This is a genomic window from Streptomyces sp. NPDC050211, from assembly GCF_040656035.1.
Lineage (GTDB): Bacteria > Actinomycetota > Actinomycetes > Streptomycetales > Streptomycetaceae > Streptomyces.
Window position 1 is genome coordinate 1 of the sequence record NZ_JBFALC010000119.1, and the last position, 14,276, is coordinate 14,276.

9 protein-coding genes and 1 pseudogene are annotated in these 14,276 nt (G+C 70.5%); 5 read left to right on the plus strand and 5 right to left on the minus strand.

The window, feature by feature from the left end; genetic code table 11:
• Positions 1 to 187: 187 nt before the first annotated feature.
• Together AB0I98_RS47990 and AB0I98_RS47995 are read right to left on the minus strand one after the other, a co-directional pair.
• Entirely contained in the window at positions 188 to 2,752 is a 2,565-nt protein-coding gene (locus AB0I98_RS47990; protein WP_362952559.1) for an FtsX-like permease family protein, read from the minus strand.
• Positions 2,749 to 3,537 carry an ABC transporter ATP-binding protein gene (locus AB0I98_RS47995; protein ID WP_328363204.1) on the minus strand — a complete coding sequence of 263 codons (789 nt, stop codon included), beginning with the start codon at positions 3,535 to 3,537 and terminating at the stop codon, positions 2,749 to 2,751. The genes AB0I98_RS47990 and AB0I98_RS47995 overlap by 4 nt, the downstream gene beginning before the upstream one ends.
• 444 nt (positions 3,538 to 3,981) lie before the next feature.
• On the opposite strand from AB0I98_RS47995, the gene AB0I98_RS48000 reads away from it, so the two are divergent.
• Both AB0I98_RS48000 and AB0I98_RS48005 read left to right on the plus strand, forming a co-directional pair.
• Positions 3,982 to 5,475, plus strand: a complete 1,494-nt coding sequence (locus AB0I98_RS48000) for an MFS transporter (protein ID WP_362952561.1) — start codon at positions 3,982 to 3,984, stop codon at positions 5,473 to 5,475.
• A 10-nt stretch (positions 5,476 to 5,485) separates the two neighbouring features.
• Positions 5,486 to 5,983 (plus strand): GNAT family N-acetyltransferase, encoded by a 498-nt coding sequence (locus AB0I98_RS48005; protein WP_362952563.1) that lies wholly within the window; start codon positions 5,486 to 5,488, stop codon positions 5,981 to 5,983.
• A 239-nt stretch (positions 5,984 to 6,222) separates the two neighbouring features.
• Here the strand turns inward: AB0I98_RS48005 and AB0I98_RS48010 are convergent.
• Positions 6,223 to 6,794, minus strand: a pseudogene (locus AB0I98_RS48010) (Type 1 glutamine amidotransferase-like domain-containing protein).
• Between the two features lie 162 nt (positions 6,795 to 6,956).
• Here AB0I98_RS48010 and AB0I98_RS48015 point away from each other — a divergent pair.
• From AB0I98_RS48015 to AB0I98_RS48025, 3 genes are all read left to right on the plus strand, one after another.
• On the plus strand, positions 6,957 to 9,332 hold the full coding sequence (locus AB0I98_RS48015; protein WP_362952565.1) for a hypothetical protein: 2,376 nt from the start codon (positions 6,957 to 6,959) through the stop codon (positions 9,330 to 9,332).
• Between the two features lie 185 nt (positions 9,333 to 9,517).
• Positions 9,518 to 9,919 carry a DUF485 domain-containing protein gene (locus AB0I98_RS48020; RefSeq protein WP_362952567.1) on the plus strand — a complete coding sequence of 134 codons (402 nt, stop codon included), beginning with the start codon at positions 9,518 to 9,520 and terminating at the stop codon, positions 9,917 to 9,919.
• On the plus strand, positions 9,916 to 11,523 hold the full coding sequence (locus tag AB0I98_RS48025; RefSeq protein WP_362952569.1) for a cation acetate symporter: 1,608 nt from the start codon (positions 9,916 to 9,918) through the stop codon (positions 11,521 to 11,523). Before AB0I98_RS48020 ends, AB0I98_RS48025 begins: the two co-directional genes overlap by 4 nt.
• A 61-nt stretch (positions 11,524 to 11,584) precedes the next feature.
• Here the strand turns inward: AB0I98_RS48025 and AB0I98_RS48030 are convergent, their stop codons facing one another.
• Together AB0I98_RS48030 and AB0I98_RS48035 are read right to left on the minus strand one after the other, a co-directional pair.
• Entirely contained in the window at positions 11,585 to 12,472 is an 888-nt protein-coding gene (locus tag AB0I98_RS48030; RefSeq protein WP_362952571.1) for a cellulose-binding protein, read from the minus strand.
• A 224-nt stretch (positions 12,473 to 12,696) separates the two neighbouring features.
• On the minus strand, positions 12,697 to 14,276 hold a 1,580-nt coding region (locus tag AB0I98_RS48035; RefSeq protein ID WP_362952573.1), incomplete at its 5' end, for an SUKH-4 family immunity protein.

Sequence of the window (14,276 nt, forward strand, 5' to 3'; positions counted from 1 at the left end):
CCCGTCCGGCGTTTGAGGACGAGGCCGTTCAGGCCGAAGCGGGGGTCTGGGGGCGCAGCCCCCAGTGATGGGACGGGTAGGGGCGGCGGGGGCGAAATCCGAGCCGACATGCACAAGCCCGGTGCCGGAGAGTCCCCCCAGACTCCCCGGCACCAGGCCCTTCCCCCGCAACCCCCGTATGCGGTGGCTATTCGGTCGCGATGGCGTTCAGGACGTTCATGCGGCCCGCCCGGAACGCCGGGATGAGGGCGGCGAAGAGGCCGACGAAGGCCGAGCCGATGAACACGCCGCCGATCGTCACCCAGGGGATCTCCAGGACGTTGAGGCCCTCCAGGGCGAGGAGCTTCTGGGCGGTGGCGCCCCAGCCCATGCCGAGGCCGAGGCCCAGCAGGGCGCCGAACAGGGCGATGACCACCGACTCCATGCGGATCATCCGGCGCAGTTGGCGCCGCGAGAGGCCGATGGCCCGCATCAGGCCGATCTCCCGCGTCCGTTCCACCACCGAGAGGGCCAGGGTGTTCACGACACCCAGGACGGCCACGATGATCGCCAGGGCGAGCAGGCCGTAGACCATGTTCAGGAGCTGGCCGACCTGGTCCTTCAGTTCCTGCTTGTAGTCGGTCTGGTCACGGACCTGGTACTGCGGGTACGGCTCCAGTGCCTTCTTCAGGGCGGCGTACGCCTGGTCCTGCTGACCGTCCTTGGCCTTGGCGAACATGATCTCGTTCGGCGGGATCTTGTCGGCGGGCACGTACTTCCGCATCGTCTCGAGGCTGGTGTAGAGCGCCCCCTGGTCGATGGCGGTGTCGTCGTCGGTGATGGCGGCGACCTTGAGCTTCGCCGTCTCACCGCCCTTGAAGGCGACGGTGATGGTGTCACCGACCCGGACGCCGTGCTTCTTGGCGTAGTCGGTACCGACCGACATCGCGTCCTTGCCGTACGCGGCCGGCAGGCTGCCCGCCGTGGTGGCGCGGCGCAGGTCCTCCGCGTACGTCGGGTCGGCGGCGGTGAGACTGGTGTCGTCCGTCTTGCCGTCCGGGGAGGTCAGCTTGGCTTCGACGTCCTTGTAGGAGGTGACGTGGGCCAGGCCCGGGCTCTGCTCCATCGCCTTCTGGGCCTGCGGCACGATCCGCTGGTTGCCCTGGACGATGAAGTCCGCGCCGACCGACTTGTCGAGCTCGCTGGTGGCCGAGGCGACCATCGAGGAGCCGACGACCGACAGACAGGCGACGAGTGCGAGGCCGATCATCAGGGCCGCGGCGGTGGCACCGGTGCGGCGCGGGTTGCGCAGCGCGTTGCGCTCGGCCATGCGGCCGACGGGACCGAAGGCCCGCAGCAGCACCACGCTGATCACCCGGACGACCCCGCCCGCCAGCAGCGGGCCGATGACGACGAAGCCGATGAGGGAGAGGACGATCCCCGCGCCCAGCATCAGCGCGCCCTCGCTCGCCTTGTCCGCGTTCGCCGCGGTGTAGAGGGCGAACCCGCCGGCGCCCGTGAGCACCGTGCCGATCACGCCGCGGATCCAGCCCGCCTTGACGTCGGCCGGCGTACCGGCGTCGCGCAGCGCGGCCATCGGGGAGACCTTGCCGGCGCGGCGGGCCGGCAGGTAGGCGGCGAGGACGGTGACGACGACGCCGAGGATCACACCGGCGATCGGGGTGCTGACCTTGATGGTGAGGTCGTCGGTGGAGAGGTTCATCCCGGCCATCGACATGAGCTTCATCAGGCCGATGGCGATACCGACACCGGCGGCGACGCCGAGGATGGAGCCCACGACACCGAGGAACAGCGCCTCGACCAGCACGGAACGGTTGACCTGCTTGCGGGACGAACCGATCGCCCGCATCAGGCCGATCTCGCGGGTGCGCTGGGCGACCAGCATCGAGAAGGTGTTGATGATCAGGAAGATGCCGACGAGGAAGGCGATCCCGGCGAAGCCGAGCATGGCGTACTTGATGACGTCCATGAACTCGCCGACGTCCTTGCGGTTCTCGTCCGCGGTCTCCTGCTGCGTCTGGATCTTGTACGTGCCGTCCAATGCCTGCGCGACGTTCTGCTTGAGCTGCGCGTCGGAGACGCCCGCCGCCGCGGTGACGTTGAACTGCGTGAACCGGCCGGTGGAGCCGAGGAGTTCGCGCTGGGCGGTGTCGGTGTCGAAGTAGACGACGGACGCGCCGGGGTTGGTCACCTTGAAGGTGGCGATACCGACGATCTTCGCGGTGAAGTCACCGGTCTGCGCGATGGTGCGCAGCTCGTCGCCCAGCTTCAGGTCGTGCTTGTCGGCGGTGTCGGCGTCGACCATCACCTCGGTCGGCCCGCGCGGGGCGTGTCCGGAGGTGATCTCCATCGAACGCAGGTCGTTCTTGGTCCAGTTGCCGGCGATGGTGGGCGCGCCGGTCGTCGACCCCATGTTCTTGTTGTCGCTGTTGACGACGGTCACGTTCATCGAACTGACCGCGCCCTCGGCCGACTTGACGCCCTCGGCCTTCTGGGCCTGCGCCAGCAGCGAGGCGGGCAGCGACTCCGGGACGCCGTTCTGCGGGGCCTCGTCGGTCTTGGCCTCCTTCGGGGAGACCGTCACATCGGAGGACGTCGTCGCGAAGAGCTTGTCGAACGTCGTATTCATGGTGTCGGTGAACACGAGCGTGCCGCACACGAACGCCACCGACAGCAGCACCGCGACCGCGGAGAGGGCCATGCGGCCCTTGTGCGCGAAGAAGTTGCGCATCGAGGTCTTCAGGACGGTCATGACGTACGTCCCCGGGCGTCGAAGTCCTTCATCCGGTCGAGGACGGCCTCGGCAGTCGGCTTGTACATCTCGTCGACTATGCGCCCGTCGGCGAGGTACAGCACGCGGTCGGAGTACGAGGCGGCCACCGGGTCGTGGGTGACGATCACGATGGTCTGCCCCAGCTCGTCGACGGACCGCCGCAGGAACCCGAGCACCTCGGCGCCGGCCCTCGAGTCCAGGTTTCCGGTCGGCTCGTCACCGAAGATGATCTCCGGCCGGGCGGCCAACGCGCGGGCCACGGCGACACGCTGCTGCTGCCCGCCGGACAGCTGCGTCGGCCGGTGCTTGAGCCGGTCACTCAGCCCCACGGTGTCGACGACCCGCCCCAGCCACGCCTTGTCGGGCTTCCGCCCGGCGATGTCCATGGGCAGCGTGATGTTCTCTATCGCGTTGAGCGTCGGCAGCAGGTTGAACGCCTGGAAGATGAACCCGATCCGGTCCCGGCGCAACTGCGTGAGCTTCTTGTCCTTCAGCCCGGTGATCTCGGTGTCGTCGAGGTAGATCTGCCCGGACGTCACGGTGTCGAGCCCGGCGAGGCAGTGCATCAGGGTGGACTTGCCGGACCCCGAGGGGCCCATGATCGCGGTGAACTGCCCGCGAGCGATGTCCACGTCCACCTGGTCCAGGGCGACGACACGGGTCTCACCGGACCCGTACGCCTTGACGACCTGCCGCGCCCGCGCGGCAACGGCCGTACGCCCTCCAGTACCCCCGTGCCTGGGAATGGTCACAGCCGATGTCACGGTATGTCTCCTATGTCGGTCAGCAGATGAAGCGTGTCGGTCCAGCGGAACCGTGCGTTCGTACGGTCGTGCGCTGTTGCGTGAGATTCGGTACTCGGTACGCCCATGAGTCTGGTCGCGGCAGGGGGTCCTGCGCGCTGGTGCCCGACCCCGTCTTTTCCTGGGGAAAACCCCACCCCCGCGGGTTCGGTACGGCGCCCCCCTCGGCGTAAAGCCAGGTTAAGGACGACCCCGTACCCGTCTCGTCCTCCGCCGGTACGAACCCTCCCCGAGCCCTAGTACGGAGGGACCCCTAGGGGCAGTCCACCCTTCGGTGGAGCGCGCCTCGGGGTTCCCTCCACCCTCGGACGCACTCAGCCTCCACCCTCCCGCGACGTGAGGCGCAAGTGGGATGCTGGCGCGCGGAAGATAGATGCAAGGGGAATGCATGGGGAAGGAAGCCCGGTGGGCAGTACGAGACCTGCGATACCCGACACCGCACAGCGCACCGGAACCGAGAAGCGGGGAGCCGTCGTAGCGGCCCTCATGCTCGCGATGGCGCTGGCGGCCCTCGACTCCACCATCGTCTCCACGGCCGTACCACAGATCGTCGGCGACCTCGGCGGCTTCTCCGTCTTCTCCTGGCTCTTCTCCGGCTACCTCCTGGCCGTGACCGTCACCCTCCCCCTCTACGGCAAGCTCTCCGACACCTTCGGCCGCAAACCGGTACTCATCGCGGGCGCGGTGGTGTTCCTTCTCGGCTCCCTGCTGTGTGCGGTGGCCTGGAACATGGGCGCGCTGATCGCGTTCCGGATCGTGCAGGGCTTGGGCGGCGGGGCCCTCCAAGGCACGGTCCAGACGCTGGCAGCCGACATGTACCCACTGAAGGAACGCCCGAAGATCCAGTCCAAGCTGTCGACGGTGTGGGCGGTGTCGGCGGTCGCGGGACCGGGTATCGGCGGGATCCTGGCGGCGTACGCGGACTGGCGCTGGATCTTCCTGATCAACCTGCCGATAGGGGCGGTCGCCCTGTGGCTGATCGTCCGGTACCTCCACGAACCCGAGCGCGAACGGGCCGCACGCGCGCGTGTCGACTGGGCGGGCGCACTCGCGGTGTTCGCCTGCGGCGGCGTGCTGCTGACGGCACTGGTGCAGGGCGGGGTGGCGTGGCCCTGGCTGTCCGCACCATCCCTGGCGTTGTTCGGTACGGGACTCGCGCTCGTAGCGGTCGTGGTGATCGTCGAGCGCCGAGCCGCCGAACCGATCATCCCCGGATGGGTATGGCGGCGCCGCACGATCGCGGCGGTGAACCTGGCGCTGGGCGCCCTCGGCCTGCTGATGGTGGCACCGACGGTGTTCCTGCCGACGTACGCCCAATCAGTCCTCGGCCTGGCCCCGGTGGCCGCCGGCTTCGTCCTGTCCGTCTGGACCCTGAGCTGGCCGATCTCGGCGGCATGCAGCCAGCACGTGTACCGGCGCATCGGCTTCCGCAACACGGCGATGCTCGGGGTGGGGTCAGCATCTCTGCTCCTGCTGGCGTTCCCCTTCCTCCCCTACCCGGGCCAGGCCTGGCAACCGGCCCTGCTGATGCTCCTGTTGGGGGCAGCCCTCGGCCTCTTCCAACTCCCGCTGCTCGTGGGCGTTCAGTCGACGGTGGGCTGGGAGGAACGCGGCACAACGACCGCCTCGGTCCTCTTCTGCCGCCAGACCGGCCAGACGATCGGCGCGGCCGTCTTCGGCGCAGTGGCCAACAGCGTGCTGGCAGCACGGCTGGGCGGCGCGAGCGACCTCGACTCGGTGACACGCGCACTGGACGCGGGCGCCGCGTCGGAGTCCGTACGGCGAGCGATCGCGGACGCCGTGCACGCGGTGTACTTGGGGGCGGCGGGGGCGGCGGCGCTGGCGTTCGTGGTGCTGTTGGTGCTGGCGCCGAGGCGTTTCCCGGTACTCAAGGAGTAAAGGAGTAAGGGTGAGTCCCACGGTGAGGCTGGAACGGCTGCGCGCTGACCACGCGCGCGTACTGCTCGCGTTCGAGCGGGAGAACCGGGCGCACTTCGCGCGCTCGATACCGGATCGCGGGGACGCGTACTTCGCCGAGTTCGCGGCACGCCATGAGGCGCTGCTGGCGGAGCAGGAAGCAGGGGTGTGCCACTTCCACCTGGTGCTGGACGAGGAGGGCGACCTGATCGGCCGCGTCAATCTGGTCGATGTGGCGGACGGATCCGCCGAGTTGGGCTACCGGATAGGTGAAGGCGCGGCGGGCCGGGGCGTGGCCACCGCGGCGGTGCGGGAGATACGCCGGGTGGCGGGAACGACGTACGGGCTCGTCGCCCTGACCGCCGCCACGACTCTCGACAACCTGGCGTCGCGACGGGTCCTGGAGCGCAACGACTTCGTCGAGATCGAGCCCATCACGCTGGCTGACCGCCCCGGAGTCTCCTACCGCTGCGCGCACCTAGGACACTGACAGGGCGGAAACCGTCCCGCGAGGTCGATGGGGGCGTCCTTCCTGGACGGCTGGTACGTCACTTCCGGCCCCCAGGTCCGCCCACCGTCCCGGGACACCCGCAGCGTCATGCCCGGCGATCATCTTCTCCGCCCCCGCCTGGTCCGCCTTCGTCACTTCTCTCGGTCGAACCACGCCGGAGCGACTCAGCCCGTACTACCGGCACTGCCCTGTCCCGGGGCTCCCCACCACACGTTGAGTCACGGATGGAACCGCCACCGGCCTTCAGAAATGACATCCACCTTGCCGTCCCGGACGCGAACGGCCGTCTCGTCGTCGATGAAGTAGATCGGGAAGTCCGCCCGAGCAACGATGCGGTCAGCCCACGCGTCGTCCCGCTCGGGGAAATCCGGCGAGTACAGATGGGGCTTGAGATACCAGTCGAAGAGGCCGAACGGCGGCTCCACGGTCGTCGCGCCGAGGACGTGGAGGTCCGTGGTGTCCCCGATGACGTCGGCGGAGTGTGCGGTGAGATTGCGGCTGAAGATCATTGATCCGGCGCTGACCCCCACATAGACCCGGTTCTCCAGCGCCTTAAGGAAGCCGTCTGCCGAGGCAGGCCGTTCAGCTCCAGCACGTCGAACTCCCGCCAGCCGAGGCCGTACAGCCGGTGCATGTCCTCGACGAACCACCCGTGGTCCCCGGGCTCGGCGACTGATGCCGTGGGAACGAACACGATGTTCGCCGATCCGAACGGCTTTCCCAGCATGTCCCGCAGCGCATCCCGCAGTGTCTCGTTGCGCAGGCCACCCGCCGTCAACAGAAAGTTCATCGGGCGAGCCAAGCACGGCTGACGTGCACGCGCAACGAACCCAGAATCCACCAACTCACAGATCCCCTAGGGATGTCACCCCCCGCCCCCGACCCCACCTTCAGGGTCCCGCCGTCCCCCCGAACGACGCCCGGGGACACCCCCTCCGCGTCTGCTTGAGGTATGGACTTCAACAGGCGTACGGCTCTTGCGGCGGGGCTCGGGGTCGTGGTGGTGGGTGTTCCCTCCGCGCACGCGGCTGCAGCTCCGGCTTCGGGCACGGTCACGATCACGGTGCCGGGTGAGTCACCGGTGCGCGGCAACATCCCCGTCGTGCGGGACCGGCGTGCATCCGGCGGGCGTTATCTCGCCCTGCTCACGACCGAGCGACCTCCCTCCGCGGACGGCTGGTTCGCCACGTACCGCGTGAAGGTCCCTCACGCCGGCGTCTACGCCCTCACCGCCGTCGCCACCGCCCCCCTTGAGACCCCGCACACCGAGGCCGTCGCCTCGTACCTCCAACTGCGCATCAACAACGGCCCCTTCACCGACCTCGCCCGCTCCCAACCGCACTGGTACGCGTCGAAGCCCGCCTGGGGCGACCTCTCCCTACTCGACCTCGGCCGTGTCGAACTCCGGCGCGGCGACAACACGTTGACCCTCCGCGTCCGCGAACCCGCCGTCCTCGACACCACCACCGCCTACGCCCTCTCCCTCGACCACCTCACCCTTCGCCTCCTCCACCTCCACCCCGCCCTGCACCAACTCACCGTCCCCCGCCACCGCGACGGCGAGCCCGCCCGCCTGCACCTGACCCTCGACGGGCACGCGACCCGCCCGTACGCCGTCCACTACACCGTCACCGACTACGACGGACACCGAGTCGCCGACGGAGACGCCACCATCCCCGTCGGCCGAACCACCGTGACCGTCGCCCTCCCGCACGGCCTCCCACCCGGCCACTACCGCGTCCACGCCGACAACATCACCGGCGCCTTCGCCCGCCTCCCCGCCCGTCCCGCGCTCACCGGCACCGCCAGCCGCTTCGGTGTCAACGTCTGGCACTCCTCCTTGGTCCCCCCTTCCCGCCTCCCCGAATTCGCCGCTGCGGTAGGGGACATGGGCGCCGGCTGGGTCCGCGACGGACAGTCCTGGCCCGTCGCCGAGCCCGCCCCGGGCGCGTACGACACCGCCCACCACGACCGCGCGATCCGTACCCTGCGCGCCCACGACCTCGCCGTTCTCGACGCCCTCTCCCCCGCCCCCGAGTGGGCGATGACCGACGCCTCACTGCCCCTGCCCACCGACCTGCGACACGCCTACCGTTACGCCCGCCGCCTCGCCCAAGCCGGCCCCGAGGCGCTCCAGCTCTCCAACGAACCCGACGTCGACACCACCCGCAGCACCGGCGACGCCCACGCCGCGTTCGTGAAGGCGGCCGCGCTCGGGGTCAAGGACGCGTCCGACGCGCCGCCGCTCGTCGTCCTGCCGGGTATCGCGCAGGCGGGCCCCTTCCAGGACCTGATGCTGGCGAACGACGTCGTCCGGTACGCCGACGTCTGGGCCTTCCACGGCTACCCCGACCCCACCGCGCCGGGCGAGCCGCAGTTCCCCGGTGCGGCGGACGAGCAGCACGCGCTCGCGCGGCGGCACGGGGCGGACGTACCGCTGTGGATGACGGAGTGCGGGGCGTTCCAGCAGACACCCCGCGATCTGACGCCCGCGCAGGAGGCCGTACAGGCGCGGTATCTGGTGAAGTCGATGGTGGAGGGGCTGGCCGCGGGGAACGCCAAGCAGTTCTGGTTCGCCGGGCCGCCGCTGCACGACGACGGCGTGTACTTCGGGCTGTTCGACCGGGAGTTCGCACCACTGCCCGCGTACAGCGCCTTCGCCGCGCTGACTTCGCTGCTGGGCGAGGCACGGTTCGTTCAGGCCCGGCAACTGGCCGATGGCGTCAGCGTGTTCGTCTTCGACAGCGGGCGGGGGGAGCTCGTGACGGTCGCCTGGTCCACGAAGCGGGGCATGCGGCGGCTCGATCTGCCCGGCGTGGCGTACGACATCATGGGGCGCCGGATCTCCGGGACCGTGACCGCCTCGCCCGATCCCGTCTACCTCGTCTCGCGTGCGCACTTCGAACCTTGCGGCGCACCTCAGGGCCGCCGCCGTCTCCCCTCCCCCGCCGAGCACGCCGAGCACATCGTCCTCAGCCAGCGCTACTCCGCCCGCAACGCCGCCCCCGGCAAGGACAACGGGGACGCGCCGCCGCCGTACGGGTATCGGCTGGGTCGGCGTACGCGCATGGTCGTCGACGTCTACAACTTCGGTGCGGCGGCGCGGTGGGTGACGGTCACCGGGCGTGGGGACGGTGGGTGGTCGGTGCGGGCGGACAGTCGCTCGGGCCGGGTGCGGGTGCCGACCGGGGGGAGGGTGGCGGTGCGCTTCACTCTCGTCGCGGGGAGTTCCGTGCGGCGGCGCGTCGATCACCGGGTGACCTTCCGTGCGCGGCTCGACGATCAGGCCGACGTACCCGTTTCCGTAGCGCTGGTTCACGTCAAGTAATCGTAAAAAGTCTGAGTTAACGCGGGTAACAGCCCAGGTCAGCGTAGCAAGCGCGTACCGACCAATCAGTTTGGTGAAACCCTCGACCGTCCCGGATACCAGCGAGTAGCGTGCGCACTCCGCCCGCCCCCCACAGCCCTGCGGTCCGTCACCCAGCGGACCCGAGCCACGCAAGGAACACCGGGATGTCCTACGACCCCTACACCTACCCCTGGGCGCCACCACCCCCACCCGAACCGCCCGCCGCCCGGCGGGTGCCGGACCGGCCGCCCTTGGGGCACCACCGGGATCTGCGGATCCTGCGCACCGCCTACCGCTGGCAGCGGCGGGTGGCCACGCTCACCGCGCTGGGCTACTTCACGCTGTTCCTGATCCTGTCGGCGTTCGCGCCGGGGTTCATGACGAGCACCGTCACCGACGGACTGCCCGCCGGCCTGCTGCTCGCGCTGCTTCAACTGCCGGTCACCTGGCTGGCGATCGCGCTGTACGAGTACACGGCCCGCCGCCATGTCGACCCGCTCGCCGACCGCATCCGCAAGGAGGCCGCGCTGGACGCCAAGCGGGAGGGGAGGGAGGGGGAGCGATGAGTACCGACTTCGGGAACAGCTCCATGTCGCTCGTGGCGTTCTCCACCGTGGTCACCATCACGCTGCTGTTGTGTGTGATGACCGGGCCCGACCGGGACGACCTCGACGAGTTCTACACCGGCTACAGCTCCCTGTCCCCCATGCGCAACGGGCTGGCGATCGCCGGGGACTACGTCTCCGCGGCGACCGTGCTGGGCACCGGCGGGGTGATCGCGCTGTACGGCTACGACGGCATCGTGCTGGCGCTGAGTACCGCGCTGTCGCTGATGCTGCTGATGTTCCTGCTGGCCGAACCGCTGCGCAACGCGGGCCGGTTCACCATGGGGGACGCGCTGGCCCGCCGTATGCCGGGGCGCTGCGTGCGCATCACGGCGTGCGTGGTGACCATCGCGGCGCTGCTGCCGCTGATGCTGGTGCAGTTGGCGGGGACCGGGCAGTTGATGGCGTACATCCTGGGGTTCTCGGGCTCGGCCCTGAAGACCGGCTGCATCATCGGACTGGGCGCGCTGATGATCAGTTACGCGGCGATCGGCGGGATGAAGGGCACGGCTCTCATCCAGATCCTGAAGATCGTGATGCTGCTCGGTTCGGGCGCCGTGGTCGCCGTACTGGTGCTGAACCGGTTCGACTGGAACCCGGGCGCGCTGTTCGACGCGGCGGCGGCGCAGAGCGGGGTGGGGCCGGCGTTCCTTGAGTCGGGGCTGCAGTTCTCCGGCGGGCCGCATCCCCAACTGGACATGCTGACCTCGCAGTTCGCGGTGGTGCTGGGCGGGGCGTGTCTGCCGCACGTCACGATGCGTATGTACACCGCGTCGAGCGCGCCTCAGGTGCGGCGCTCGATGTCCTGGGCGGTGTCGTCGGTCGTGCTGTTCGTGCTGGTCATCACGGTCGTCGGGTTCGGCGCGACGGCGCTGATCGGGCGCGAGGCGATCGTGCAGGCCGATCCGCAGGGCAACTCCGCGTATCTGCTGGGCTCGCGGGCGGTGTTCGGGGCGGAGATGTCCACGGTGGAGACCTTCCTGTTCACGTCGGTCACCACGGCGATCTTCCTCACCGTGCTCGCCTCCGTCGCCGGCATGATCCTCGCCTGCGCCAACTCCCTGGCCCACGACGTCTACGCGGCCCGCGTCCAGGAACTGTCGCCACGCCGCGAGATGCTGCTGGCCCGCCTCTCCGCGCTGGCCGTCGGCGTCCCGGCGATCCTGCTCGCCACGATGGTCCAGCACCGCAGCCTGCAACCCCTGGTGACCCTGTCCTTCTGCCTCGCCGCCTCCGCCATCGCCCCCGCCCTCGTTTACGGCCTCTTCTGGCGCCGGTACACGCGGGCCGGTCTGCTGTCGACTCTGATCGGCGGCTCGGTGGTCGTGCTGCTGCTGATGCCGGGCACGAATCTGGTCTCCGGGTCACCGTTCTCCGCCTTCCCGGAGGCCGACTTCAACTGGTTCCCGTTCACCACCACCGGCCTGGTGTCCATCCCGGCGGGCTTCGCCTTCGGATGGCTGGGGACGATGATCTCCGGACGGCGGAAGGCGGAGGAGCAGCGGCGGCAGTACGAGGCGGTGGAGGGGTCGATCCTGGCGGGGGCGGTGCGCAGAGGCGAGTGATAGCAGGGCGGGGGGAGCAGGGCGAGTGAGAGCAGGGGATCAGCGCTGCTCAGCGCTGCTCTCACTCCGCCGTCGCGCGGGCCTTCAGCGCGGTCAGGCTGCTGCGTACGCGGTCGATGTGGGCGCGGACCTGGTCCCACCGCTCCCCGTGCTCCCGCAGCACGCGCTCGGTCTCGCGGGCGATCTGTTCCCGGCGCGACCGCGCCTCGGCGAGCACCTCGGCCGCCCGCGCGTCCGCCTCTTCCTGGAGCCGCTCGATCGAGCCCTCGGCGTCGGCGTAGGCCTGCTTGGCGTCGGCGAGCGCGGCCTCGGCACGCGCGGCACGCTCGGCGCAGGCCGCGTCCAGCGCGGCAATGGCTTCGTCCTCCTCGCGCTCCGCCTCCGCCCACCGCTGGGCGTGCTCCTTCGCCTGGTCGGCCAGCATCGCGGAGACGCGCTGCCGCATCTCCCGCAGCGCGGCGAGGGACTCGGTACGGCTGTCCTTCACCTCGCGCCGGGCCGCGATACGGATCTCGTCGGCCTCGGCTCGCGCGACGACAAAGGCCTGGCGGGCGAGTTCCAGGGCATCGGCGCGTACGACGTCCGCGTCCGCCTGCGCCGCGGCCTGCGCACTGGTCGCGTACACGTGCGCCTCTTTCGCACAGCGCTGCGCCTCCTGCCGCGCGGCCTCCCGTACGGCGGCGGCCTCCTCCTCCGCGAGCTGGAACAAACGCTGCGCGCCCTCCCCGAGCGCCTCGTACGTCTGCGGGACGAGCTGCGCCACGGTCTCGCGCAGCTGGACGAGCTCCGCCTCCATGTCCTTGGCGAGCACGGTGAGACGCGCCGCGCGCTCCCAGGCGGCGTCCCGGTCCTGGGAGAGCGCTTCGACATACGCGTCGGCCTCTGCGGGACGGTAGCCGCGCCCCCGTACGGCCACGAAGCCATGTGGCGACACCGGTGCGCTGCTCATCCTGGGGCTCCTCTCCATCAGACGTGACGTCATCAGGTGTGACGTCATCAGACGTGGCATCAAATACAACTGATTTTGCGCACATCCTGATGGATCGGATGGAAGTGTTCATAACGCGACACTCCGCGCAGAGGTCACGGCCGCAAGACAGAGCGCGGGGGCCGGTGGTGACCGGCCCCCGCGGAGGATCTTCGTACGACGTCAGCCGCGACGTCAGCCGCGCGTCAGAGCAATCCGTCCCACATCTGCTCCAGCAGCACCGACCACCAGCTCTCCGGCGAACCCAGCGCCGCCGGGTCGAGCGAGGCCAGCTGTGCCTGGAAGTCGACCGTCCAGCGGCCGGCCTGCTCCTGGTTCAGCCCGAACCGCAGCCGCCACATCCGGCCGAGCAGCGCCAGGCAGCGCTGGAACTCGGGCAGGCCCGTGTTCACGAACTGCGGCGGTACGGACGCACCGCCCGGCCCCGCCTCCACGGGGACGGCGACGATGTTCGCCGTCCCGTACTGCACGCAGATCGCCTTGCCGAAGTCGCTGCCCATGACGAGGTACGAGCCCGCGTCCGGCCCCGGCTGCACCCCGCGCTCGGCCGCCAGCTCCGCCAGCGTCGGCACCGGCCGCCCCGGCTGGGCCTGCGCCCAGAAGAACGGGCCCATGTCCATCGGCAGCCCCGCCATCACCAGCGAGTGCGCCACGACCGGCGGCACGCCCTGCCGGGACACTGCGGCCTCCTCGAACCGGAAGATCCCCGGCCCGAACGCACCCGCCAGCTCCTGCGCGATCCCCTCCGGGGGAATCGGCGGCGCCGACTGCACCTGCGGAAGCGGCGCCCGTACGGGGGCGGGGCGCGCGGGTCCGTCGGCGACCTGGTGCAACTCGCCCTGGTGAGCGAGGAGTTGCTGCATGCCCTGCTGTCGGCTCGCGTGATCCGTGCCGTACGGGGCGATGCTTGTGATCCGCGCCTGCGGCCACTGCTCCCGGATCATCCGCGCACAGTACGCACCCGGCAGCTCACACGACTCCAGCTCCGTGTGCAGCTCCAGCACCTTGTCCGGCGGGATGTTCATCGCCCGCAGCTCATGGAAGATCTGCCACTCCGGATGCGGCGTCCCCGGCGCCGAACGCCGGATCAGTTGCTGCTCGGACCCGTCCTGCGCACGGTAGCGGAGCACGGCTTGGTAGCCGGGGCCGACGGTGGGCTGGGCGGTGGGGGGTTGGGGGTAGCCGTAGGCCGGGGGGCGCTGGCCGGGGCCGGGGGGCGGGGAGGACTGGGCTGGGGTGGGGTGTCCGGGCGCGGGCTGACCTGGGGCGGGGTGCCCTGGTGCGGGTTGGCCGGGCATGGGGTGTGCGGGCGCGGGGTGACCCTGCGCCTGGTGTCCGGGCATGGGCTGACCCGGCCCGGGGTGCGTGGGGGGCGGGACAGGACCGGGGGGCATGGCGCCGGGGGGAACCTGGCCTGGAGGCACTGCACCAGGAGGTGCCTGACCCGCGCCGGGTGCCGTGCCGGGGGCGCCCGGAACGCCGGGTGCGCCGGAGGCGGGCGGTGCGCCCGGGGCCTGCGGCGGTGGCGGAGGCGGAGGCGGGCCGGGCGTGCCCGCCGGGGGCGCGGACAGCACGGTCTCCGCGTGGTGTACGGCGCCCTGGCCCCCGGAAGAGCCTGGCGTGCCCGGGGCACCCGGAGGCTGCGGAGCGCCAGGCGCACCCGGCCTCATCCGGTCCGGGTCGGAAAGCACCGTGGCGGCATGGTGAACGCCGCCCGGAGGTGTACCGCCGGGCGCACCCGGCGCACCGGGCGGACCTGGCGGAT